The sequence below is a fragment of the Streptomyces sp. NBC_01428 genome, assembly GCF_036231965.1.
Classification (GTDB): domain Bacteria; phylum Actinomycetota; class Actinomycetes; order Streptomycetales; family Streptomycetaceae; genus Streptomyces.
Map to the genome: position 1 here is coordinate 4,197,375 of NZ_CP109499.1, position 24,427 is coordinate 4,221,801.

A 24,427-nucleotide genomic window follows, 5' to 3' on the forward strand; every position below is an offset into this window, starting at 1 on the left:
CTCGGGGGACGCCCACCGCAGAGTGGGGTCATGGAGCGCATCGATCAGGCACAGGCGCGGGCATGGCTCGCGACCGCCGTGGCGGAGGCCCGCGCCGGGCTTGCCGAGGGCGGCATCCCCATCGGAGCCGCGCTGTACGGAGCGGACGGCACCCTGCTCGGCCGGGGCCACAACCGCCGCGTCCAGGACGACGACCCCTCGACGCACGCCGAGACGGCCGCGTTCCGCGCGGCCGGACGGCAGCGGTCGTACCGCGGCACGACGATGGTGACCACCCTCTCGCCCTGCTGGTACTGCAGCGGCCTGGTCCGGCAGTTCGGCATCTCCCGGGTGGTCGTCGGCGAGGCCGCCACCTTCCACGGCGGCCACGACTGGCTCGCCGAGCACGGTGTGCAGATCGTGCTGCTCGACGACCCCGAGTGCACGGGCCTGATGCGCGACTTCATCGACGGCAACCCCGACCTGTGGAACGAGGACATCGGTGACTGACCCCGAGGCCCCCGCGGCGCCGCGCGTCCCGACCGTCGACCTGCGCCCCTGGCTTACGGGGGACGCGGAGACCCGCGACGCGATCGCCCGGACCGTCGACGAGGCGCTCCGGACGGCCGGCTTCCTGCTCGTCACCGGCCACGGCGTGGACCCCGCGCTGCGCGTCCGGATCAGGGAGGCGGCCCGCGCCTTCTTCGCGCTGCCCGCCGCGACGAAGCAGCGGTACGCCACCGAGGTGGGCGGGCGCGGCTGGCTCGGTCCCGGTGCCGAGGCCAACGGCTACGCGGAGGGCACCGAGACCCCGCCGGACCTGAAGGAGTCGCTGACGTTCGCGACGCACGAGCCGTTCGCCGACCCGGAGACGAACGCCGAGTGGTACGCGCCGAACGTCTGGCCCGCCCAGGCCCCCGGGCTGCGGGCCCTGTGCGAGGAGTACCTGGCACGGATGGCCGAGCTGGAGAACCATCTGCTGGTGCTGCTCGGTGAGGCGCTCGGCCTCGAACCGGACTTCTTCACCCGGCACATGGACCACCCCACGTACGGCTTCAACATCAACTGGTATCCGGGGACGGACGTCGTCGGCGCGCCGGAGCCGGGCCAGTTCCGGATCGGCCCGCACACCGACTTCGGCACGGTCACCCTCCTCGACCGGCAGGCGGGCAAGGGCGGGCTCCAGGTGTTCACGGACGAGGGCGGCTGGGAGGACGCGCCCTTCGACCCGGCCGCGTTCACCGTCAACATCGGCGACCTGATGGCCCGTTGGACGGGCGACCGGTGGCGTTCGGGGCGGCACCGCGTCCTGCCGCCGCCCTCCGACGCGCCCGCCGAGGAGCTGATCTCGCTCGTCTACTTCGGCGAATGCACGCCGGGGACGCTGGTCGAGTCGGTGCCCGCCCCGGTGGGCCGGATCGCGTACGAACCCGTCGACTCGCACGTCTACCTGCGGGAGAAGCTTAAATCGATCACCGTCGGTTGACAGTCCGAACGTTTTCGTAACCGAACAGTCACCAAGTGCCCTATCCCGAATCAACTCCCCCTTTTTACACTGTTGTTGATACACCTCACAGCAGCACATCGGACCGGACCGCGGACCAGGGGGAGATGCGGTGCACTCAGGGCTGCACGGCAGAGGGGCGCTGTTCGACACCGATCCGCCCGGACTCGCGTCACGGCTGGTCGGACTGCGTCCGTACCAGTTGCGCGCCACACCGTACGAACACGCGGATGAACCACCCTTCGTGGTGCTCACCGGCGGCCGGGGGCTCGGCAAGACCGCCGTGCTCCGGGAACTGCGCGAGGCCTACCGGTGGCACACACCGGTCGCCCTGGTCGACGGCGAGGACCGGCAGTTCGCCGCGCCGCCCGCCGAACGCCCCGCGGAGTCCTGGTCCCCGGTCGGCCAGGCGCTCACCACGACCGCGGAGCAGCTCGCCGAACCGGTGAAGGGCGCCGGGAGGATCGCGTTCCCGCGCCTCTCCTCGGGCCTCCTCGCCGTGGCGGCGGGCGGCTGGAGCAACCGGGACGTGCCCCGCATCCGGCAGGAGGCGGAACGGATCCTGCTGCTGAACGAGACCGACTCGTGGCTGTCGGGGTTCGCCGGACGCTGGGTGAGCAAGGTCGTCTCCAAGCTCGTCGCGTCGATGAGCGGGACGGGCCCCGTGGTGGAACCCATCATCGAGGCCACCCTGGAGGCCTTCGCGGAGGGCGTCGCACCCGCCCACCGCCGGCTGCGCAAGGCCGCCACCTGGTACCGGGACTACCCGAACGCGGGCGGCAGCCCCAAGCTCGCGCTGATCCTGCTCTCCCGGCACTTCCGGGCGGGCGGCGACTCGCGCCGGCACGCCGAACGCCATCTGGTCCGGGCCCTGCTCGCCGACCTCGACGACGCGTACGCGGGCGTCGTGCAGCGTTCCCACCGGCGGGGCCGCCCGGTCCTGCTCATCGACAACGTCCAGGAGCCCGCCGGGCTCGGCCTCCTCGAACCGGTGCTGCGCGACCGCGCCGACGGCATCGCGGACCGGGCCGTGATCTTCGCCGCGCTCCGGGGCCACGCACACCCGGCCCTGCGCAACGCGGGCCGGCTCACCCTGACCGACACCGCGCGCGAGACCGACTGGCGGCCCGGCACCTCGCCGTCCTCGCGGGCCCTGCTCGTCGCACTGCCGCCCCTGACCCCCGACGACACCCTGCACATCATGGACACCGCGACCGGCGGCACCGGAACCACCGGCGGCCCGGACGGCCTGCCCGCCCAACTCCCGCACGCCACCCACCGGCTGACCTGCGGCAGCCCGCTCGGCATCACCCTGCTGGCGGCCTCGGCCCGGCAGAACCTGCCCGTCGGCGCGGACTCGCTCGGCGCGCTCCTGACCGCCGACGTCGCCCTGCACGAGGACCACGCCGGCCGCCCCGCCCATCAGGAGCTCCTCGCCCGGCTGGTGCCCGGCGGCCGCCTCGACGAACTGACCGTGCTGGCCGCCGCCCACGACCGCGCGTCGGCCTGCTCGCTCGCGGAGTCCCGGCTCCCCGAGGACTTCGGCGCCTCCGGCGTCCTCGACCTGGAGGAACGGCTCGCCTCCGAGGGCTGGGCGACGGCCGACGGCCAGTTCGTCGGCGACCCGTTCCTGCGCGCGCTGCTCCTGCTGCGGCTGCACCACGCGGACCCCGACCACGAACGGTGGCGGGCGGTGCACCGCGCCCTCGTCGACCACTACTCCGACCACCCCGGCGAGTCGGCACCCCCGGACAGCGCCCGCTACCGGCTGCACCACGAACTCGCCCTCGGAAAAGTGGACTTCGCGGTGGCGCATCTGCGCGACACCTTCCCGCGCACCGACACCCGGGGCTGGCTGTCCACGCTGGTCTTCATCGCCTCCGCGCCCTACTACCACGCACACGACCCGGACGGCCGGGACTTCGACGGCCACGACCACCGGGCCGCCGTGGCCCTCGGCCGCACGGACGCCGCACACCGGCCGCCGGAGGGCGTCGACGCCGTCCTGCACCTGCGCGTACGGCGGTTGCTGCACGCCGTGTGGCAGCTGACCGACCCGCTGGTCCTGCCGGACCCGCGCGTCACCGAACGGCTGCGGTTCGAACTGGAACAGCTGTCGAACCTGCGGCCCGCGGGCAACGCCCTGCTGTGGCGCGCCTCGCGGGACTGGCCCGCCGACGCCCTCGCCGGCCGGCCCCTGCGCATCCCGGGCGACGAGGACGGAGGCCGCTGATGGCCCGACTGTGGGTGTGGCTGCGCGAGGACGTCTGGGAGATCCGCTTCCGCCGGTACGTGGCGCTGACGCTCGCCGCCGTCCTGGTGGGCCTCGGCGTCTGGGGCGGCCTGACCGCCACCAAGGAGAACCGGTCCTGCGCACCCGGGGTCGTCCAGCCCCCGGACCGCGACGAGTGCGTGGGCGTCTCCTCGACGACGTACGCCTTCGGACGCGCCCGGTTCGCCGACACGGTGCGCGCGATCAACCGGGAGAACCACCGCCTGGCGCCCGGCAGTTACGTCACGGTCGCCCTGCTCGAACCCTTCACCGCCACCGACGCGGACAACCTGAACGACGTACAGCACGAACTCCAGGGCGCCTACCTCGCGCAGTACCAGGCCAACCACGACACGACCGGGCTGAAGCCGAAGATACGGCTCGTCCTCGCCAACCCCGGTGCCACCGGCGCCTCCTGGCGGCACACGGTCGACCAGCTGGAGCGCATGACGAGGAGCGCGGACCGGCTGCGCGCGGTGACCGGGGTCGGGCTCAGCACCGAGAACAACAAGCGGGCGGTGGCCGAGCTGACCCGGCGCGGCATACCGGTGATAGGGAGTTCGATCACCGCCGACGACCTGGCCAACGGACAGAACGGCAAGGACCCCTTCCCGGGCCTCGCCCGCGTGTCCCCCACCAACACCGACGAGGCCCGCGCCCTCGCCTCCTTCGCCAAGGTGTCCGCCGCCAACGCCTTCCTCGTCTACGACCGGACCGGCGACCCCTACACGCGCACGCTCCAGGGCTCGTTCGAGAAGATGCTCAAGGGCGCGCGCTACGAGGCCCAGCCGTTCACCCCGCCCGCCGACCGCAGCAAGGAGGGCAGCACCGCCAACGTCTTCGCGCAGATCGCCACCATCCTGTGCAACACCCCGAAGGCGACGGACACGGTCCTGTTCGCCGGCCGGCACACCCAGCTGCGCCAGTTCATCAACGCGCTGGGCGCCCGGGGCTGCTCCGACCGCCGCTTCACCGTCCTCACCGGTGACGAGGGCTCGTACCTCGCGGGCGACAAGGACCTCGACCCGGCCGCGCTCAAGGACCCGCTGCTGTCGGTGCGCTACACGGCACTCGCCCATCCCGACGCCTGGCTGAAGGACCACGCCCGCACCGGCGGCGGCAAGGCCGACGCCGTCGTCCTCCAGCGGCTGCTGGACAGCGCCGAGCGGGGGCCGGTCGGACCGCTCGGCCAGGTCGCCCTCGACGACGGCCAGTTGATCATCGCGTACGACGCCATGCGGCTCGCGGTGCGCGGCATCCGGGGGGCCTCGCCGACCGGACGCGTCCCGGCGCTCGCCGACGTCGGTCTGCAGTGGCCGCAGGTCAAGGGCCGCCAGCTCCGGGTGAACGGGGCGAGCGGCTGGATCTGCCTGGACGCGCACGGCAACCCGTACGACAAGGCGGTCCCGATCGTGGAGCTGACCCCCGACAGCCACGCCCGCTTCGTGCGCCTCGCCTGGCCGGAGGGAAAACCCCCGGCGGCGGAGTGCCTCCCGCCCTCGTAGTCCCGTCTGCCGTCCGTACGACGAAGGCCGGCCCCGGTGACACAGGTCACCGGGGCCGGCCTCTTCGCGTCCGGGCGGGTCAGACGCCCGCGTAGGAGTGTTTGCCGGTGACGAAGATGTTCACGCCGTAGTAGTTGAACAGCCAGCAGCCGAAGGCGATCAGGGCGATGTAGGCGGCCTTGCGGCCCTTCCACCCGGCCGTGGCCCGCGCGTGCAGGTAGCAGGCGTACGCGACCCACGTGATGAACGCCCAGGTCTCCTTGGGGTCCCAGCCCCAGTAGCGGCCCCAGGCGTCGCCCGCCCAGATCGCGCCCGCGATGATCGTGAACGTCCACAGCGGGAAGACGGCCGCGTTCACCCGGTAGGAGAACTTGTCGAGCGAGGACGAGGCGGGCAGCCGCTCCATGACGGAGGTGGCGAACCGGCCCGGCTGCCCGCCGTTCGCGAGCTTGTTCTCGTAGCTGTCCTTGAACAGGTAGAGCAGCGTGCCGACGGCGCCCACGTAGAAGACGGCGCCGCACAGGATCGCGGTCGACACGTGGATGTACAGCCAGTACGAGTGCAGCGCCGGGACCAGCTGGTCGCTCGCGGTGTACAGGACGGTGACGGCGAGCCCGAGGTCGAGCAGGACCGTGGTGACCAGCGGAAGGCCGAGCCAGCGCACGTTCTTCTTCAGCGCGAGCAGCACCAGGAACACCGCGACGGCCACGGTGGAGAAGGTGATGTTGAACTCGTACATGTTGCCCCACGGCGCCCGCCGCACCGACATGGCGCGGGCGACCACGCCGGCCGCCTCGACGGCCCACGCGAGGACGGTGAGGGACACGGCGATCCGGCCGTACAGGTCGCCCTGTTCGTCGCCGCCGTGCGCGCCGGGCCCGTCGGGCACGTCCCGCGCACCGGTCGCGGACCGGGTGACGACCTTGGGCCGCGCCAGGACGGCGGTGCCGCCCGCCGTCTGCACGGTGACCTCGGGTGCGGCGGCCGCCTTCTCGCCTCCCGCGGTGAGGGCGTTCGCGGTACGCGCGACCTTGCTGCGGCTACCGAAGAGCCACTCGGCGATGTACGCGAAGAACGCCAGCGTGTAGACGGCCATCGCGGAGTAGATCAGCGTGTTGCTGACGTTGGCGAGGTGTTCGTTGGTCGCGGTGGCCAGATCGGTCACGGCGCCCAGGTCGTGGGCGGTGGCGAGCGTCACTGCTTCTCAGCCCCTTCGGCGGCGGGTACGGGGGTTTCGGCGTCGGCGGGTGCCGCGTCATCGTCGGGCTTGGTGGGCGCAGAAGCGTGGACGAGCGCGGCCAGGTCGCCGAGCTCCTCGGGAAGCTTCGCGGACTCGCTGCGGCCGAGCCCGGCCATCTCGACGACGGTGACACCGTCGGCGCCCGTGGTGGCCCGGACCCACACGCGGCGGCGCTGGATGAACAGCGAACCGGCGAGGCCGAAGATCGCGGCGAACGCCCCGGCCAGCGCCCAGTCACTGCCGGGCTGCTGGGTGACCTGGAAGTTCGCCCACTCCTTGATGTCCTTGTCGAAGGTGATCGAGCCGGCGCCGTTCGGCAGCGTCATCGTCTCGCCGGGCCGCAGCCGCTTCTTGAGGATGTCGCCCTTGGCGTCCTTGAACTGCTTCATGTTGGCCGTGTCGAGCTGGTACACGTTCTGCGGCAGGCCCGCGTCGACGCCGAGGCTGCCGTGGTAGCCGCTCAGCGCGAGCACCGGGTAGTCGAGCGACGGGAACTGGGAGAACATGTCGCCCTTGCCCGCGCCGGCGAAGGTCGGCACGAAGAACGCCGAGAAGCCGAGCTGCTCGCCCGCGCCCCGTGCGTTCTTGTAACCGTCCATCACCTTGATGGCGCCCTGCGAGGTGACGTTCGAGTCGAGCGGCAGCAGGGGCACGGCGTCGTGGAAGACGACCTTGCCCTTGCCGTCCCGGACCGTCACCGTGGGCGCGTAGCCGTGGGCCGTGAGATAGACCTTCGAGTCGCCGATCACGAGCGGCTCGTTGACCTTGACGACGGTCTTCTTCTCCTTGCCGTAGGCACCGACGCTGTAGTCGACGGCCGCCTGGTACGTGCGGGGGGTGCCCTTGTTGGGGCCGGTCCGCTCGTAGGTGCCGGTGAACTTCTTCAGGTCGAAGCTGAACGGGGTCAGGTCGTCGGTGCTGAAGAGGTTGCCGGACTTGAAGTCGTCGTAGGACAGGAGCGTGTTGGAGAAGCCGTCGCCCTCGACGATCAGCTTGTTGCCCTCGGACTTGAAGAGCTGGCCCCAGGCGAAGGCGACGAGCATCACGATCAGCGCGATGTGGAAGAGCAGGTTGCCGGTCTCGCGCAGGTAGCCCTTCTCCGCGGCGACGGCGTCCTTCTCGACGTGTGCGCGGAACCGCTTCTGCTTGAGCACCCGGAGCGCGGCCTCGCGGACCTGCTCGGGCTCGGCGTCGGTGCGCCAGGTCGCGTAGGCGGGCAGCCGGTTCAGCCGCTTGGGGGCGCCCGGCGGACGCCCGCGCAGCTGCCCGACGAACTGCCAGGTGCGGGGCACGATGCAGCCGATGAGCGAGACGAACAGCAGGATGTAGATCGCGGAGAACCACACCGAGCTGTACACGTGGAACAGGCCGAGCCGCTCGTAGACCGGGCCGAGCAGGCTGTGCGCGTCCTTGAAGTCCTGGACCTTGGCCGCGTCGGTGCCGGACTGCGGGATCAGCGAGCCGGGGATCGCGCCGAGCGACAGCAGGAAGAGCAGGATCAGCGCGACCCGCATCGACGTGAGCTGCCGCCAGAACCAGCGGACCCAGCCGGTCACCTCACGGCCGGTCCAGGCGATCCAGCCGGCCGCGCCGGGCTTGCGTCTGCCGCCGAAGGAGCCGGGCATCGCCGTCTCGACGGGAGCGGTGGACAGCTGGGAACCGGCCTCGCCGAGTTCGCCGTCGGCGCTCACCCCGATGTGCCGCTTGGGGCTCACCGGGTCCGGCGCGCCGTCGTCCTCCGGCGTCGCGGCGGAGTCGCGGGTGTTGCCGGTGTCGGTCGTGCTCATGGATCAGATCCCTACCGTGAAGCCGCTGGACCACGTCTGCATCTGCTGCACCAGGCTGTCCCAGGCTCCTGTGAGCAGGAGCACGCCGGTCACGATCATCATCGTGCCGCCGATCCGCATGACCCAGACGTAGTGGCGCTTGACCCAGCCGAACGCGCCGAGCGCCTTGCGGAAGGCGACGGCGGCGAGCACGAAGGGCACGCCGAGACCGAGGCAGTACGCGACGGTCAGTATGGCCCCTCGTCCGGCGCTCGCCTCGTTCGAGGAGAGCGCCAGCACGGAGGCGAGGGTCGGGCCGATGCAGGGCGTCCAGCCGATGCCGAACAGCGCGCCCAGTATCGGGGCCCCGACCAGGCCCGTCACCGGCCGCTTGTGGAAGCGGAACTCCCGCTGCGTCAGCCAGGGCATCATCCCCATGAAGAAGACGCCCATGAGGATCATGAGGACGCCGAGCACCTTGGACAGCGTGTCCTGGTACGCGAACAGCGTCGACCCGAAGTAGCCGAACAGGGCCCCGCCGGAGACGAACACGGCGGTGAAGCCGAGCACGAACAGACTCGCGCCGCCGGCCATCCGTCCGCGTCTGCTGTCCGCCAGGTCGGTGCCGCTGACCCCGGTGACGTACGAGAGATAGCCGGGGACGAGCGGCAGGACGCACGGGGAGAAGAAGGAGACGAGCCCGCCGAGGACCGCGATGGGCAGGGCGAGCAGCAGGGCCCCGCTGGAGACCGTGGTGCTCAGGTCGCCCGAGGCGAGATACGTGGACGAGTGGAGGAGGGACACGCCGGTCACTTCTCCGCGAGGACGGGGTCGAGCATCTCGCGCAGCTTGTCCTCGCTGAGCGCCTGGAGCGTGCGGGCCGCGATCTTCCCGTCCCGGTCGATGACGAGCGTCGACGGGATCGTCTGCGGGTTGAGCGTGCCCTTCTTGAAGCGGAGCATCAGCTTGCCCGTCGGGTCGAACAGGCTGGGGTAGGTGACGCCCTTGTCCTTCTCGAAGGACCGCGCCAGCGACACGTTCGCGTCACGGGTGTTGATGCCCACGAACTGCACGCCCTGGCCGGCGGTCTCCTTGGCGACCTTCACGAAGTTGGGTGCCTCGGCCCGGCACGGCGGGCACCAGGAGCCCCACACGTTCAGGACGACGACCTTGCCCTTGTAGTCCGCGACGTCGAGCTGCTTGCCGTCGACGGTCTTGCCGGAGAGGTCGGGGATGGCCACGCGGTCGGCCTTGGCCACCGTCGAGATGCCGTCCTTGCCGGCGACGAAGCCGCTGCCGCCGGCACCGCCCTTGGTGCCGCCCGACCCGCACGCGGTCAGGACGAGCGCGGCGACGGCGGCCCCGGCGGTCAGCAGGGCGGCGCGGCGACGGGTGCGGATCGGGCGCTGGTCTGCGCGGCAGGCGGCACTCATGTGAAAAGTTTCGCATGCCCGTTTCGGGGATCTTCCGCACCCCCCTTGCGGGCGGAAACCCGCATATCAGGCGGCCTGCCCCCGAAGGTACGACTTCCAGCCGCCCGCGGGCTGTTCGGCGACGTCCATCGACTGGAGCTTCGCCAGCACCTCGGGCCGCTGCACGTCCAGCCAGTCCACGAACTGCCGGAAGGAGACGAGCCGCACGTCCGCGCCCTTGCTCTTCTCGTGGGCGATGTACTTGAAGGCCTTCTCGACGGCGTCCATGTAGATGCCGCCGTTCCAGTCCTCGAAGTGGTTGCCGACGAAGAAGGGTGCCCGGTTCGTCTCGTATGCCCGCTTGAATCCGGAGATGTACGAGTTGGTCGCCTGGGTGCGCCAGGCCGGGTAGTTGTACGAGGGCGCCCGGGTGGTGGCGATCGACTGGTTGGCGAGGATGTTGTAGTCCATGGAGAGGACCTCGAAGCGGTGCCCGGGGAAGGGGATCGCCTGGAGCGGCAGGTCCCACAGCCCCTCCTTCTTCTGCGGCCAGCGCTGCACACCGCCGGGCGAGGAGGCGTCGTAACGCCAGCCCAGCTCGCGGGCGGCGGGCAGCAGGTTGTCCTGGCCGAGCAGACACGGGGTGCGGGCGCCGATCAGCTCCTTCTCGTAGTCGAAGGGCAGCGCGGGCAGATCGGTCCAGCCCGTGTTGGTGCGCCACTCGGTGACGAACGACTTCGCCTGCGCGATCTCGCTGCGCCACTGCTGGGGCGTCCAGTTGCCGACCGAGCCGGAGCCGGAGCAGAAGTGGCCGTTGAAGTGGGTGCCGATCTCGTGCCCGTCGAGCCAGGCCTGGCGCACCAGCTTCAGCGTGGACCGGACGTGGTCGTCGTTGAGGTAGCCGATGTCGGAGGCGCCCCGCGGGTTGTTGGGCGGGTCGTAGAGGCGCTTCTTCGACTCGGGTAGCAGATACAGCCCGGAGAGGAAGAACGTCATGTGCGCCTCGTTCTCCTTGGCGAGCTGCAGGAAGCGCTCGAAGAGACCGGTGCCGACCTCGCCGGCGCCGTCCCAGGAGAAGACCACGAACTGCGGCGGGGTCTCGCCGGGTTCCAGCGGCACGGGCTGCCCGGGCTGGTGCGGCTGCTTGCCCGTGTAGGCGGTGGAGCCGTCACCGATGGGACGCACGGTCCGCTTCGGGGTGCCCGGCCTGCCGCTGCCCGCCGTGGGGGAACCACCGGCGTGACCCACGGCGTCCTTCTGCGCGGTGCCGCACGCGGCAAGTCCCATCGCGGCCGCGGCACCTGCCCCGAGACCGATCATTCCCCTCCGGCTGACGTCCCGCATACGGTCCTCGTTTCATCGCACCCTCTCAGCTGGCTCTCAGCTGGCACCCCATGAGAGGGCACGATGAAGACGCGGGTTCCGTATAACTCGCGCAGATTTATATGATTTTACGAATATGCGCTCATTTGGCCGTCAGGCCCCGAATGCCTTGTCCTTGCCCTTCACCGGCTTGGCGCCCGCGAGGAGATGGGCCGGCACCAGGTCGCGCGCGGGCTCGCTGTAGCCCACGGACACGATCTTGTCGCCGCGGTAGGTGAAGGTCGTCAGGGAGGCGAGCGTGCACTGCCGCTTGCGCGGGTCGTGCCACAGCCGCCGCTTCTCCACATAGCTGCGCACGATCCAGATCGGCAACTGATGACTCACCAGCACCGCCTCGTGGCCGCGCGCGGCGTCCTTGGCCGCGTCCAGCGCGCCCATCATCCGCACGACCTGGTCGACGTAGGGCTCGCCCCAGGACGGCTTGAACGGGTTGACGAGGTGCTTCCAGTTCTCCGGCCGGCGCAGCGCGCCGTCCCCGACCCCGAAGGTCTTGCCCTGGAAGACGTTCTCCGCCTCGATGAGCCGCCCGTCGGTCGCCAGGTCGAGACCGTGCGACTTCGCGATCGGCGTGGCCGTCTCCTGGGCCCGCTCCAGCGGCGAGGCGACGACGTGGGTGATGTCACGCGGCGCGAGGTGCTCGGCCACCCGGTCAGCCATCTGCCGGCCCAGCTCGGAGAGGTGGTAGCCGGCCAGCCGCCCGTAGAGCACCCCGTCCGGGTTGGCGACCTCGCCGTGCCGCATCAGGTGGACGACGGTGATGTCGTCCTCGCCCGTGCCGCCGGCGGCGCCGTTCGTGCCGATGGACTCGCTCATGCCGTGGCCTCCGCCGCTGCCCGTGCCGCCGCCGGAAGGGCGTCGGCGATCCGCTGAACCGCCTGGTCGTCATGGGCCGTCGACACGAACCACGACTCGAACGAGGACGGCGGCAGGTACACACCCTGCGCCAGCATCGAGTGGAAGAACGCGGTGTAGCGGAACGACTCCTGCGCCTTCGCACCCTCGTAGTCGCGCACCTCGCGTCCCGTGAAGAACACGGAGAACATGTTCGAGGCGCTCTGCAGCCGGTGGGTCACACCCTCCTTGGTGAGCGCCTCGGTCACCAGCGTCCGGATCCGCTCGGACACCGCGTCGACCTTGTCGTACGCCGCGTCGTCGAGCAGCCGCAGCTGCGCGAGACCCGCGGCGGTGGCGACGGGGTTACCGGAGAGCGTGCCCGCCTGGTACACCGGCCCGGCCGGCGCGAGGTGCGCCATGACGTCCTCGCGGCCGCCGAACGCCGCGGCCGGGAAGCCGCCGCCCATCACCTTGCCGAAGGTCATCAGGTCGGGGCGCACACCGTCGATCCCGAACCAGCCGGCCCTGCTCGTGCGGAAGCCGGTCATCACCTCGTCGGAGACGAACAGGGCGCCGTTCTTCGCGCAGGCGTCCTTCAGTCCCTGGTTGAACCCGGGCGCGGGCGGCACGACGCCCATGTTGCCGGGCGAGGCCTCGGTGATCACGCAGGCGATCTCACCGGGGTGCGCGTGGAACGCGGCGTGCACGGCTTCGAGGTCGTTGTAGGGCAGGACGATGGTGTCGCCGGCCTGCGCGCCGGTGACACCGGGGGTGTCCGGCAGGGCGAAGGTGGCGAGGCCGCTGCCCGCCGCGGCGAGCAGCGAGTCGACGTGGCCGTGGTAGCAGCCGGCGAACTTGATCACCTTCGCCCGCCGGGTGAACCCACGCGCGAGCCGGATGGCCGACATCGTCGCCTCGGTGCCGCTGGAGACGAGCCGGACCTGGTCGACGGGCTCGATGCGGGCGACGATCTCCTCGGCGAGGGCGACCTCTCCCTCACCGGGCGTGCCGAAGGACGTACCGCGGGAGACGGCCTCCTGGACGGCGGCGATGACCTCGGGGTGGGAGTGCCCGAGGATCATGGGACCCCAGGAGCAGACGAGGTCGACGTACTCACGGCCGTCGGCGTCGGTGAGGTACGGACCGGTGCCGGACACCATGAACCGGGGCGTACCGCCCACGGCTCGGAAGGCGCGCACCGGCGAGTTCACGCCACCAGGGGTGACGGCGGCCGCACGGTCGAACAGCGACTGCGAGGCTGGGGCTTCGTAGGGATAAGGCAGTTCGGTCATGACCTGCGACGTCTCCGACTCCGGGGGGCTAGTGACTACCTCAGGGTAGGCCAGGGACTCCGGGGACCCGGGAGGGGAAGAACCGGGAACCGTGAACGGACGGGCGCGGCCCGACGTACGGCTCCAGAGAGGAATGATCCCGGCCATCGCGGAGGGCCGGAGAGGAGCCCGGTACGACAACCGGCCTCCTTCGCCCGGCCATCTGCGAAACTGGGGCTACGGACGGACAGCTCACATGAACCATGGTGTTCAGGGGCCGCGAAGATCCCGCGGACAGGTGTTTCAGCGTACGTTTCGGCGTGCGGCCGTGGGGGAGGTCACTGTCACGATGATCGGGTTGCGTGGCGGGGGTCGCGCGCCTTAGAAAAGCAGTCGGGTGGAGATATGCATCGCGGTGGCGGACTGGGCGAGGGGACCGATGACCTCGGTCCTCGGCGTGCCCGGCGGGGAAGGCACCGACGCGAGGCGGAGGAAGCGGCCGGCACACGGGCAGGACAGGCACAGGGACCGCAGGGCGATCCCGAGCGCGGTGACGGCTCGGTGGAGCGGCTGCGGGCGGGAAGCGGGAATGGTGGCCGGGTGGGGGTGACGTACAAATACTTCGGCGCTCCGGACGGCGCGACGGCGGCCCGGGTCCCGATCTCGATGCGCCCCGAGGAGCTCGGCGGCGACGAGCTCGGGATGAACGGCATGTTCACCAAGATCAAGCCGGAGACGATGGCCGCGATGGTCCTCACCGGCATAGAGGGCGTCCCCCTGCACAAGGTCCCCCCGCTGGAACTGGTCGTCCTCCACCCCGACTACGCCGTGGTCAAGCTCCCCATGACGGTCGTCGACCCGCTCCGCGGCATCGGCGAGGAGGCGGTCGGCGCGGCCGCCTTCATCTGGTCCACGGTCCCGGACCGCGGCGGCCCCCGCGACGCGTTCAACGTGTACCAGCTGCTCCACGAATGGCAGGACTTCTCCCACCGCCTCCACGAGGCGGGCCACCAGCCGTACTGTCTGGTGTGGCCCTGAGCTGAGGCGTATCGGATGCACGGGGCGGGGTCCAGGACCCCGCCTTTCGCGTACCCCGGTCGTATCGGGGTGAACCTCTCCGCGCCGCCCTACAGCCCGCCCGCCACCCTCAGCACCGCGCCCGTCGTGTACGACGCGTCGGGGGACAGGAGCCAGGACACCGCGCCGGAGATCTCGTCCGGGCGGCCCGCCCGGCCCAGGGGGACGGCCGCGGCGACGCGGGCCGGGCGGTCGGGGTCCTCGTGGAAGTCGGTCCAGACCGTGCCGGGGGCGACGCAGTTCACCCGGATGCCGTCGGCCGCGACCTCCTTGGACAGGCCGATCGTGAGTGCGTCGACGGCGGCCTTCGCGGCGGCGTAGTGGACGTACTGGCCCGGGCTGCCCAGCGTCGCCGCGGCGGAGGAGATGTTGACGATCGCTCCCCCGCCCGCCGCGGTCATCTCCCGTACCGCGCGGCGCGCGCACAGCAGATAGCCGAGGACGTTGACCTCCAGGGCCTGCCGCATGCCGGCCGGGTCGGCGTCGGCGAGGCGGCCGTTGGGGCCGCTGATCCCGGCGTTGTTCACCAGCCCGGTGACCGGACCGAGTTCGGCCGCCGCCGCGTCGAAGAGCCGGTCGACCGCGCCGGCGTCGGACGTGTCGACCGCCACGGTCAGACACCGGCGGCCCGCGGCACGGACCTCCTCGGCGACCGTCTCGGCCGCCGCGGCGTCGGACCGGTAGCCGATCACGACGTCGTGCCCGTCCTCGGCCAGCCGCCGGCACACGGCGGCGCCGATCCCCCGGCTGCCGCCCGTCACCACGGTGGTCCTGTTCCCGTCCCGCACGCTCGCCATCGCCCGTCCTCGCTTCCCGCCGCTTCCCGCCGTTCAGCCGGCCAGTGTGCCAGCCGCGGGAAGGACGGCGGTCGGGCCGGTGTCAAAGGCGCGTCAGGGCGGCCGTCCGGCGGGTCAGGGAGGCGTCAACACACCGGACACCCGGCCCGCCCGCGCCTTCCATGGGAGACCGGCCGAATCCTGGGCAACGGATACCTGGGCGTTCGTACGGCGGACGGTCGCCGGTGAGGGACGGGGAGGAACACGGTGCGCGCTACGGGTGCGGGTGTGGGCGGGGCGAGCGGTGCGGGCGGCGACGGCGGCCGCCCCGATGCCGGGCGGCGACGCGTCGTCGTCGGGGTGAGCGGGTCGCCGGGGAGCCTGGCCGCGCTGCACCGGGCCGCGTACGAGGCCCGCCGCAGCGGCGCCGATCTGCTGGCCGTGCTCGCCTGGGAGCCGCCCGGCGGCACCTACGCGTACCGGCGTGCCGTCTGCCCCCTGCCGCTGGAGGACCTCCGTCAGGACGCCGGCCGGCGGCTCCTCGACGCGCTCGGCTCGGCCTTCGGACCCGACGGGCCCGAGGTGCCGTTCCAGGCGGTGGTCGTCCAGGGCGTGACCGGGCCCGCGCTCGTGGAGAGCGCCGGTGAGGACGATCTCCTGGTGGTCGGGACCGGGGGGCGCGGCCCGCTGCGCCGCGCGCTGCTTCCCTCCGTCGCCCGGTACTGCGTCGCCCACGCCGACTGCCCCGTCCTCGCCGTACCGCCCTCTCCCCTGGTGAGCGACCTCGCGGCGGTCCAGCGCAGGATCGGTCTCCATTTGCCCGTCGACGCAAGGGAATTGACGGCCGACAGCCGCTGAACGCCCCTCGGCCCGAGGAGCACCGACCGCCCTCACCCGGACGCCGGAGGAGCTGGTTGTTCGCGTACACGAGGGGCGGCGCCGCAACCGCCCCCGCGGACATGAACCGCCGGGACGTCGGGATCTGACGGCCCGTACCCACCCGCCCCGGGCGCCCCGATCCGACGCCCGTGTCCGCCCCGGACGAGAGGAGCTGACGAGGGGAGCTGACGCCCCGTGGCCGATCCCGGCGTCGCGGTCGGGCGCCGCAGCGGTCGGCGCCACGCCCGGGACGGTGAGCAGACGTGTCGCCGCCGATCGGGTCAAGCACAGAGCGCCTCGCGGGCTCCGCGACACGCCGGGGGCTCGCGTCGAACGAGCAGGTCAGAAAGGTGCGGCCGTTCTCAGGTGGGCGAACGGGACGGCCGATGGGGGTGGCCGCGGGAGTGGGCCGAGCGTGCGTCCCAAGTGGTGGGCCGGGTCGATCGGAATGACGGTGGATCACGTCGGGCCGGGTTCACGTGTGCTGACAAGAGGTCAGCTGCCCGGTCCTGACGGAAGGACTCCGACAATGCGATCTGCCCGCATGCTCCTCGCTGCCGCGACGGCCACCGCCGCTCTCGCGATCGCCGCCCCCGGCGCCTACGCCGTCACGGCCGGCGACTGGGACCACGACTCCTCGTCCTCCTCGACCAAGGAGCACGACGACTCCTCCTCTTCCTACAGCAAGGAGCACGACAAGGACGCCGACCACGACAAGGGCTCGTGGCACGAGAAGCCGAATGGCGGCATGCACACCGGCGGCGGCGCGCTGACGACCGTCACCGGCGACGACTGGTCCAAGGGCGACAAGGACAAGGAGTCGGGCGACTGGTCCAAGGGCGACAAGGAGTCCTCGGACTCGGAGCACGACAAGGGCTCGTGGGAGAAGGGCAAGGACGAGGAGGAGAAGCCCCAGGGCGGCATGCACACCGGCGGCGGCGCGCTGACGGCCGTCAAGACGGACGACTCGTCCAAGGGCGACAAGAAGTACGACCCGGAGACCTACAAGGACAAGGAGTCCTCGGGCTCCGACCAGGAGAAGTCCTGGGACTCCGAGCAGGACAAGGGCGACAAGGGCTCGTGGGAGAAGGGCAAGGACGAGGAGGAGAAGCCGCACGGCGGCATGCACACCGGTGGCGGCGGGCTCGCCACGCCGGGTGTCACGGCCGGCGGTGTCGCGGTCCTCGGTCTCGCGGCCGCGGGCGTCTACGTGGTGCGCCGTAGGAACGCCGAGGGCGGTGTGGCCTGACCATGCCTGACGACATAGTGGCCCGGGCCGCCACCCCACGTACTCCGTGGCGGCCCGGCCGGCTTCCCGTCAGCCCCCCCCTTGCTGCCTACGCATGGCTCCGGGCCGCACGGGGCGCGCCCGACACGGCGCGCCCCCGCCGCTCCTCCCGCCGAGTCCGCTCCACCGCTTCTCCCGCAGTCACCGCGCTCGCCGTACGCCCGGGGGTGCCTGACTGCCCCTTGTTCGTTCCGCTGCCCGACCCGATGAGGTGGTGCCCGATGGCAGCCCGGTCGTCCTTTCCCGCCGAGACCCGCAATCCCCGGCGGCGTCTGACCTGGATCGTGTGGTGCGCGGGCATCGCGATCGTCATGGTCACGAGCATGTTCCGCGGTCACGACGACGCGAACGGCACCCACGGTGCGTCCCGCGCGGCGGCGGCCCCCGCCGCGTCCTCCTCCGCGTCCTCGGCGGCCCACCCGTCCGGCACGTACCTGCCCCGCGCGGAACCGACGCGGCTGCTCATCCCGAAGATCGAGGTGGACGCGCCGTTCACCGAGCTCACCATCGACGACTCGGGCCGGCTCGAACCGCCGCCCGCGGACGACGTGAACCTGGTCGGCTGGTACGCCAAGGGTGTCTCGCCCGGTGAGCGCGGTGCGGCGATCATCGCCGGGCACGTCGACACGAAGACCTCCGCCGCCGTGTTCGCCGGTCTGAGCGACCTGAAGAAGGGCGACAAGTTCAGCGTCAAGCGGTCCGACGGCCGGACGGCGACGTTCGCCGTGGACAGCTCGGACACCTTCGAGAAGGACGACTTCCCCGACGAGCGGGTGTACGCCGACACTCCCGACGCCCAGGTCCGCCTGATCACCTGCGCCGGGAACTACGACCGCTCCGCCAAGGACTACACCGAGAACCTGGTGGTCTTCGCCCACCTCGTGTGACGGACGGGCGACCGGACGCCGGCTCTCGTCCGGGACTCCCGTTCACGCGTCCCCGACACCGATCCAGAAGCGGTCCTCGCCGCGGATCCGGCCGTCGGGGACGCCACCGTTGGCGCGGATCACCCGGCGGGAGGCCTCGTTGTCCTGGTCGCAGGTCAGCAGGACCCGGTCCAGGCCGAGACGGCGGCATTCGGTGAGGCCCGCGGCGAGCATCCGGGTGGCGTGGCCGCGACGGCGCCAGGGGGTGACGACGTGGTAGCCGACATGGCCGCCGACCTCGGCCAGTTCCGGGGTCAGTTCGTGCCGGACGACGAGGCTGCCGAGGTAGTGCGCGCCGGAGACGTACCAGAAGACGGTGGAGGGGACGCCCCAGCGGGTCCGGGTGCCGCGCCGCTCCTCCGCGTAGGCCGCGAAGTCCGCCGCGGCCAGGTCGATCGAGTCGGTGCTCCTGTTCTCCGCCGCGCAGTCGGCGCGTTCACCGGCGAGGTAGGAGTCCCGCACGGCGGGCGTGGGCGCCACGAGGCGGGGTGGCGTGGTGAGTTCGGTCATGGGGGTGAGTCTTCAACGAGGTCCGGCACGGCGCCTCCCCTTTTTATCCGGACCTCCGGACTCCGGACCTCCGAACCCACCGGACCTCCGGACCCTCCGGACGCTCCGGACCTCAGGGCGGCGGGAGCCGGCGGTCGCGGGAGGTGTCCCGGATCGCCGGCTCCCGCCGGTGCGTGAAGCCTGCCTGCGCGCGGCTCGCGGCGCTCAGCCCTTCGCCATGAGGTCCTTCAGCGCGATGTTGAGTTCGAGCACGTTGACGCGGGGCTCGCCGACGAAGCCGAGGGTGCGGCCGTCGGTGTGTTCGCCGACCAGCTTCTCCACCTGGGCGACCGGAAGCCCGTTCTTCTCCGCGACGCGGTGGACCTGGAGGTCCGCGTAGTCGGGGGAGATGTCCGGGTCGAGGCCGGAGCCGGAGGACGTGACCGCCTCGGCGGGGACGTCGGAGGGCCTGACCTTGTAGTCGGCGGTCGAGTTGTCCTTGACGACGGCGGCCTTGGCGTCCTTGACCCACTTGATCAGGTCGGCGTTGTCACCGGAGCGGTTGGTCGCCCCGGACAGGATCAGCTTGTACCGGGTGTTGACGCTGTTGGTGCCGAGGCCGTTCTGCGGGCGGCCCTGGAACCACTTCAGGTCGGGCTCCGGGGTCTCCTGGCCCTTCTTCAGCGGGAGGTTGTAGGCCTGGCCGATCAGGGACGAGCCGACGACCTTGCCGTTCGCCGTGATCTCCGAGCCGTTCGCCCGGCCGGGGAACAGGCCCTGGGCCACCCCGGTGACGGCGAGCGGGTAGATCACCCCCGTCACCACGGTGAGCACCAGGAGCGCCCGCAGTCCGGCCCCCAGCAACCGGGCCGTGTTCGTAACCGAGTTGTTCATGGGATCAGCACGCTTTCAGAGAGTTACAGCCCGGGGATGAGGGAGATGAGCAGGTCGATGAGCTTGATGCCGACGAAGGGCGCGACCAGTCCGCCGAGGCCGTAGATCCCGAGGTTGCGCCGCAGCAGCTTGTCGGCGCTGACCGGCCGGTACCGCACTCCCCGCAGGGCGAGCGGGACCAGCGCGATGATGATCAGCGCGTTGAAGATCACCGCGGACAGGATCGCGGTGTCGGGCGAGGACAGGTGCATGATGTTGAGCTTGTCCAGGCCCGGGTAGACCGCGGCGAACAGCGCCGGGATGATCGCGAAGTACTTGGCGACGTCGTTGGCGATCGAGAAGGTCGTCAACGCGCCTCGGGTGATCAACAGTTGCTTGCCGATCTCGACGATCTCGATGAGCTTGGTCGGGTTCGAGTCGAGGTCGACCATGTTGCCGGCCTCCTTCGCGGCCGACGTGCCCGTGTTCATCGCGACGCCGACGTCCGCCTGCGCGAGGGCGGGCGCGTCGTTGGTGCCGTCGCCGGTCATCGCGACGAGCTTGCCGCCCGCCTGCTCCCGCTTGATCAGCGCCATCTTGTCCTCGGGCGTCGCCTCCGCGAGGAAGTCGTCGACGCCCGCCTCGTCGGCGATGGCCTTTGCCGTCAACGGGTTGTCACCCGTGATCATGACGGTCCTGATGCCCATGCGGCGCAGTTCGTCGAACCGCTCGCGCATGCCGTCCTTGACGACGTCCTTGAGGTGGATGACGCCCAGGACACGGGCGCCGCGCGCGTCCTCGACCGCCACGAGCAGCGGAGTGCCGCCCGCCCCGGCGATCCGGTCGGTGAGCGTGGCGGCGTCCTCGGACACCCTGCCGCCCCTCTCCTCGACCCAGGCCACGACCGAACCCGCCGCGCCCTTACGGATCTTGCGCCCGTCGACGTCCACGCCCGACATCCGGGTCTGGGCGGTGAAGGCGATCCACTCGGCGCCCGACAGCTCGCCCTGGTGCCGCTCGCGCAGCCCGTACTTCTCCTTCGCCAGGACGACGATCGAGCGGCCCTCGGGCGTCTCGTCGGCCAGCGAGGAGAGCTGGGCGGCGTCGGCGACCTCCGCCTCGGTCGTGCCCGCCACCGGCAGGAACTCGGCGGCCTGCCGGTTGCCGAGGGTGATGGTGCCGGTCTTGTCGAGGAGCAGCGTCGACACGTCCCCGGCGGCCTCGACCGCCCGGCCGGACATGGCGAGGACGTTGCGCTGCACCAGCCGGTCCATGCCCGCGATACCGATCGCGGAGAGCAGCGCGCCGATGGTGGTGGGGATCAGGCAGACCAGGAGGGCCACCAGGACGATCATCGTGAGGTGGGTGCCCGCGTAGTCCGCGAAGGGCGGCAGGGTCGCCACCGCGAGCAGGAACACGATGGTGAGGGACGCGAGGAGGATGTTCAGCGCGATCTCGTTGGGCGTCTTCTGCCGTGCGGCGCCCTCGACGAGGGCGATCATCCGGTCGATGAAGGTCTCGCCGGGCTTCGTCGTGATCTTGATGACGACGCGGTCGGAGAGGACCTTCGTGCCGCCGGTGACGGCCGAGCGGTCGCCGCCCGACTCCCGGATGACCGGGGCGGATTCGCCGGTGATGGCGGACTCGTCGACGGACGCCACGCCCTCGACGACGTCACCGTCGCCGGGGATGATGTCGCCCGCCTCGCAGACCACGAGGTCACCGATGCGCAGCTCGGTGCCGGGCACCCGCTCCTCGGTGCGGCCGTCGGCGGAGAGCCGGCGGGCGACGGTGTCGGTCTTGGCCCTGCGCAGGGTGTCGGCCTGCGCCTTGCCGCGCCCCTCGGCCACCGCCTCCGCGAGGTTGGCGAAGACGACGGTGAGCCACAGCCAGGCGCTGATCGCCCAGCCGAACCAGTCGCCCGGGTCCTTGAAGGAGAACACCGTGGTCAGTACGGAGCCGATGAGGACCACGAACATCACGGGCGACTTGACCATGATCCGCGGGTCCAGCTTGCGGAAGGCGTCGGGCAGCGACCGCAGCAGTTGCTTCGGGTCGAACAGCCCCGCGCCGACCTTTCCCTCGTCCTGGTGGTGACCGGTCGGCAGGTCGCTGTGCGGCGCCCGGGCCGGAGTGGCTGTGGACATCGCGTCCTCTTGGTTCTCGGTACGAGTGGTCATGACGCCAGCCCCTCGGCCAGCGGGCCCAGGGCGAGGGCCGGGAAGTAGGTCAGACCGGTGATGATCAGGATCGCGCCCACCAACAGCCCGGTGAACAGGGGCTTTTCGGTGCGCAGGGTGCCCGCGGTCGCCGGGACCGGTTTCTGTTCGGCGAGCGATCCGGCGAGGGCGAGGACGAACACCATGGGCAGGAAGCGGCCGAGCAGCATCGCGAGTCCGATGGTGCTGTTGAACCACTGCGTGTCGGCGTTCAGACCGGCGAACGCCGAACCGTTGTTGTTGGCGCCCGACGTGTAGGCGTACAGGATCTCGGAGAATCCGTGCGCCCCGCTGTTGGTCATCGAGTTGCCCGGGGTGGGCAGGGCCATCGCGGCGGCGGTGAAGACCAGCACGAGTGCCGGGGTGACGAGGATGTAGATCGCCGCGAACTTGATCTCGCGGGTGCCGATCTTCTTGCCCAGGTACTCGGGGGTGCGGCCGACCATCAGGCCGGCGATGAACACCGCGATGATCGCCATGACGAGCATGCCGTAGAGACCGGATCCGGTACCGCCGGGGGCGATCTCGCCGAGCTGCATGCCCAGCATGGTGATACCGCCGCCGAGGCCGGTGAAGGAGGAGTGGAAGGAGTCCACCGCGCCGGTCGACGTCAGGGTGGTGGCCACCGCGAAGATCGACGAGCCGCCGACCCCGAAGCGGGTCTCCTTGCCCTCCATCGCCCCGCCGGCGATGTCGAACGCCGGGCCGTGGTGGGCGAATTCGGTCCACATCATCAGCGCGGTGAAGCCGATCCAGATGGTCACCATCGTGGCGAGGATCGCGTAGCCCTGGCGCAGTGAGCCGACCATGCGGCCGAAGGTGCGGGTCAGGGCGAACGGGATGAGGAGGATCAGGAAGATCTCGAAGAGGTTGGTGAACGGGGTGGGGTTCTCGAAGGGGTGGGCGCTGTTGGCGTTGAAGTAGCCGCCGCCGTTGGTGCCCAGCTCCTTGATGGCCTCCTGGGAGGCGACCGCCCCGCCGTTCCACTGCTGCGAGCCGCCGAAGAACTGGCCGACCGCGTGGATGCCGGAGAAGTTCTGGAGGGCGCCGCACGCGACGAGGACGATCGCGGCGATCACCGAGATCGGCAGCAGGATGCGGACGGTGCCGCGCACCAGGTCGGACCAGAAGTTGCCCAGTTCACCGGTGCGGGACCGGGCGAAGCCGCGCACGAGGGCGACGGCGACGGCGATGCCGACCGAGGCGGACAGGAAGTTCTGCACCGCGAGGCCGCCGGTCTGCACGACGTGGCCCATGGCCTGTTCGCCGTAGTAGGACTGCCAGTTGGTGTTCGACACGAAGGACGCGGCGGTGTTGAACGCCTGGTCCGGGTCGATCGCGGCGAAGCCGAGCGAGCCGGGCAGGTGGCCCTGGAGCCGCTGGAGCAGGTAGAGGAAGAGGACGCTGACCGCCGAGAAGGCGAGGACACCGCGCAGGTAGGCGGGCCAGCGCATCTGGGCGTCCGGGTTGGCGCCGATGCCCTTGTAGATCCACTTCTCGACGCGCAGGTGCTTGTCGGAGGAGTAGACCCGGGCCATGTGGTCGCCGAGGGGACGGTAGGCGAGGGCCAGCGCCGCTATGAGGGCGAGCAGCTGGAGGACGCCGGCGAGGACGGGGCTCATGACAGTGCTCAGAACCTCTCCGGGAAGACGAGGGCGAGGACGAGATAGCCCAGCAGGGCGACGGCCACGATCAGGCCGACGATGTTCTCGGCGGTCACAGCTTCGTCACCCCCTTGGCGACGAGGGCCACCAGCGCGAACACCGCGATCGTGGTGACGACGAAGGCCACGTCGGCCATCGTGAGCTCCTAGATGAGGTTCGGAACGAACTGACGACTAGAGGAAACCGCCCCGACGACCCGTTTCGGCCACCGTTGACGCCTCCCATACGGGGCACGGCGTCCCCTTGACGGGTCTCTTACGGGGCGGCCCGCAACCCGCGCCGGGCCGCTCCGCGCCGGCCGGCGGCGAGCGCCCCGGCCCTGTCGCGTCCTTGACGCCGCGGCACGTCAGAGACCCGTCAAGGCATGCCGGATCCGGCCGCGCGGATGCCTACCGTCGAGGACATGGAACGCCGCGACGATCCGCGTGAAGCGCTCGGACTGCCCCCGCACCGGGCCCCCGGCCCGGCCCCGCACACCTCCGCGGAGCCCTCCTCAGAGCCCTCCCCCTCCCCCGAGGTGGCGCACGACCTCCACTGGGCCCGGGACCTGCGCAGCGCGGTCCGCTGCTCGGCCCTCCTCCTCGCCCTCCTGCTGCTGATCGACCACGCGGCCGGCACCCTCACCGGCCCGCGCGTCCTGCTGTGGACGGGACTCGCCGCGCTGCTCCTCCTCGTCCTGTACCCGGCCCGCGTCGCCGTCGGCGAGGGCTGGCTGAGCACCTGCGGACTCCTCGGCACCCGGCGGGTCCGCACCGACCACCTGGTGTCGGTGCGCTGCCTGGACGGGGTCGGGCAGCGGCTCGTCCTGCGCGACACCTCCGGCGCACGCGTCGAGATCGACCCGCGGCTGCTGGTCGCCAACCCGGCGCTGTGGCACCGCCTCGACGACGACGCCCGCACCTCCGCGCTGCGCGGCTCCCTCGTCTGCGGGGCGACCGCGTTGCGCCGCGTGAGCGAGCGCGTCGACGACGAGGCCGCACGGGCGGTGTTCAAGGTGTCCGGGCTGGACTGAGTGTCGGGAGCACCCGCACCCCCCTGTCCCGGCTTACCCTCCGCCCGTGCTGAACGTG

General features: G+C 71.3%; 22 protein-coding genes. 9 read left to right on the forward strand and 13 right to left on the reverse strand.

The window, feature by feature from the left end; translation table 11 throughout:
- Positions 1–30: 30 nt before the first annotated feature.
- From OG406_RS18180 to OG406_RS18195, 4 genes are all read left to right on the forward strand, one after another.
- Complete coding sequence (locus tag OG406_RS18180) at positions 31–489, forward strand: nucleoside deaminase (protein ID WP_266615585.1); 459 nt, start codon at positions 31–33, stop codon at positions 487–489.
- Complete coding sequence (locus OG406_RS18185; RefSeq protein WP_329186683.1) at positions 482–1,465, forward strand: isopenicillin N synthase family dioxygenase; 984 nt, start codon at positions 482–484, stop codon at positions 1,463–1,465. Before OG406_RS18180 ends, OG406_RS18185 begins: the two co-directional genes overlap by 8 nt.
- Positions 1,466–1,595: 130 nt before the next feature.
- The gene (locus tag OG406_RS18190; protein ID WP_329186684.1) at positions 1,596–3,716 is read left to right on the forward strand and encodes a hypothetical protein; all 2,121 of its coding nucleotides are present in this window, start codon (positions 1,596–1,598) and stop codon (positions 3,714–3,716) included.
- Positions 3,716–5,260: an ABC transporter substrate-binding protein gene (locus OG406_RS18195; RefSeq protein ID WP_164369549.1), complete on the forward strand. Its 1,545-nt coding sequence runs from the start codon at positions 3,716–3,718 to the stop codon at positions 5,258–5,260. Before OG406_RS18190 ends, OG406_RS18195 begins: the two co-directional genes overlap by 1 nt.
- A gap of 79 nt (positions 5,261–5,339) precedes the next feature.
- Here the strand turns inward: OG406_RS18195 and ccsB are convergent, their stop codons facing one another.
- The 7 genes from ccsB to hemL all read right to left on the reverse strand — a co-directional run bounded on the left by ccsB (position 5,340) and on the right by hemL (position 13,187).
- Complete coding sequence (ccsB, locus tag OG406_RS18200; protein WP_267051516.1) at positions 5,340–6,458, reverse strand: c-type cytochrome biogenesis protein CcsB; 1,119 nt, start codon at positions 6,456–6,458, stop codon at positions 5,340–5,342.
- On the reverse strand, positions 6,455–8,287 hold the full coding sequence (gene resB, locus OG406_RS18205) for a cytochrome c biogenesis protein ResB (protein ID WP_266847541.1): 1,833 nt from the start codon (positions 8,285–8,287) through the stop codon (positions 6,455–6,457). Before resB ends, ccsB begins: the two co-directional genes overlap by 4 nt.
- A 3-nt stretch (positions 8,288–8,290) precedes the next feature.
- Positions 8,291–9,070, reverse strand: a complete 780-nt coding sequence (locus tag OG406_RS18210) for a cytochrome c biogenesis CcdA family protein (RefSeq protein ID WP_385390698.1) — start codon at positions 9,068–9,070, stop codon at positions 8,291–8,293.
- Between the two features lie 5 nt (positions 9,071–9,075).
- Entirely contained in the window at positions 9,076–9,699 is a 624-nt protein-coding gene (locus tag OG406_RS18215; RefSeq protein WP_164369547.1) for a TlpA family protein disulfide reductase, read from the reverse strand.
- A gap of 66 nt (positions 9,700–9,765) precedes the next feature.
- Positions 9,766–11,022: a hypothetical protein gene (locus OG406_RS18220; protein ID WP_203658730.1), complete on the reverse strand. Its 1,257-nt coding sequence runs from the start codon at positions 11,020–11,022 to the stop codon at positions 9,766–9,768.
- Between the two features lie 132 nt (positions 11,023–11,154).
- A complete protein-coding gene (locus tag OG406_RS18225) occupies positions 11,155–11,874 on the reverse strand; it encodes a histidine phosphatase family protein (protein WP_164369546.1) in 720 nt (239 codons plus the stop codon).
- Positions 11,871–13,187, reverse strand: coding sequence for a glutamate-1-semialdehyde 2,1-aminomutase (gene hemL / locus OG406_RS18230; protein WP_267051514.1), 1,317 nt, complete (start codon positions 13,185–13,187; stop codon positions 11,871–11,873). The genes OG406_RS18225 and hemL overlap by 4 nt, the downstream gene beginning before the upstream one ends.
- 384 nt (positions 13,188–13,571) lie before the next feature.
- Here hemL and OG406_RS18235 point away from each other — a divergent pair, with 384 nt between their 5' ends.
- Positions 13,572–14,204, forward strand: a complete 633-nt coding sequence (locus tag OG406_RS18235; RefSeq protein WP_107482611.1) for a hypothetical protein — start codon at positions 13,572–13,574, stop codon at positions 14,202–14,204.
- Between the two features lie 89 nt (positions 14,205–14,293).
- On the opposite strand, the gene OG406_RS18240 is transcribed toward OG406_RS18235, so the two are convergent.
- Complete coding sequence (locus OG406_RS18240) at positions 14,294–15,040, reverse strand: SDR family NAD(P)-dependent oxidoreductase (protein ID WP_326842626.1); 747 nt, start codon at positions 15,038–15,040, stop codon at positions 14,294–14,296.
- 267 nt (positions 15,041–15,307) lie between these two features.
- Here OG406_RS18240 and OG406_RS18245 point away from each other — a divergent pair, with 267 nt between their 5' ends.
- The 3 genes from OG406_RS18245 (at position 15,308) to OG406_RS18255 (ending at position 18,073) form a co-directional block, all read left to right on the forward strand.
- Positions 15,308–15,877 (forward strand): universal stress protein, encoded by a 570-nt coding sequence (locus tag OG406_RS18245; RefSeq protein ID WP_329190864.1) that lies wholly within the window; start codon positions 15,308–15,310, stop codon positions 15,875–15,877.
- Positions 15,878–16,427: 550 nt separating this feature from the next.
- Complete coding sequence (locus OG406_RS18250) at positions 16,428–17,147, forward strand: hypothetical protein (protein WP_266615563.1); 720 nt, start codon at positions 16,428–16,430, stop codon at positions 17,145–17,147.
- A gap of 260 nt (positions 17,148–17,407) precedes the next feature.
- Complete coding sequence (locus OG406_RS18255; RefSeq protein ID WP_329186692.1) at positions 17,408–18,073, forward strand: class F sortase; 666 nt, start codon at positions 17,408–17,410, stop codon at positions 18,071–18,073.
- A gap of 42 nt (positions 18,074–18,115) precedes the next feature.
- Here OG406_RS18255 and OG406_RS18260 read toward each other — a convergent pair whose 3' ends face one another.
- From OG406_RS18260 to kdpF, 5 genes are all read right to left on the reverse strand, one after another.
- The gene (locus OG406_RS18260; protein ID WP_164369540.1) at positions 18,116–18,622 is read right to left on the reverse strand and encodes a GNAT family N-acetyltransferase; all 507 of its coding nucleotides are present in this window, start codon (positions 18,620–18,622) and stop codon (positions 18,116–18,118) included.
- Positions 18,623–18,826: 204 nt separating this feature from the next.
- Complete coding sequence (locus OG406_RS18265; RefSeq protein ID WP_266847544.1) at positions 18,827–19,495, reverse strand: potassium-transporting ATPase subunit C; 669 nt, start codon at positions 19,493–19,495, stop codon at positions 18,827–18,829.
- A 23-nt stretch (positions 19,496–19,518) separates the two neighbouring features.
- A complete protein-coding gene (kdpB, locus tag OG406_RS18270; protein WP_327409221.1) occupies positions 19,519–21,654 on the reverse strand; it encodes a potassium-transporting ATPase subunit KdpB in 2,136 nt (711 codons plus the stop codon).
- The gene (kdpA, locus tag OG406_RS18275) at positions 21,651–23,315 is read right to left on the reverse strand and encodes a potassium-transporting ATPase subunit KdpA (protein WP_329186695.1); all 1,665 of its coding nucleotides are present in this window, start codon (positions 23,313–23,315) and stop codon (positions 21,651–21,653) included. Before kdpA ends, kdpB begins: the two co-directional genes overlap by 4 nt.
- Positions 23,316–23,323: 8 nt before the next feature.
- On the reverse strand, positions 23,324–23,413 hold the full coding sequence (kdpF, locus tag OG406_RS18280) for a K(+)-transporting ATPase subunit F (RefSeq protein WP_055544543.1): 90 nt from the start codon (positions 23,411–23,413) through the stop codon (positions 23,324–23,326).
- Positions 23,414–23,760: 347 nt separating this feature from the next.
- On the opposite strand from kdpF, the gene OG406_RS18285 reads away from it, so the two are divergent.
- Entirely contained in the window at positions 23,761–24,369 is a 609-nt protein-coding gene (locus tag OG406_RS18285) for a hypothetical protein (RefSeq protein WP_267051508.1), read from the forward strand.
- Positions 24,370–24,427 lie beyond the last annotated feature (58 nt).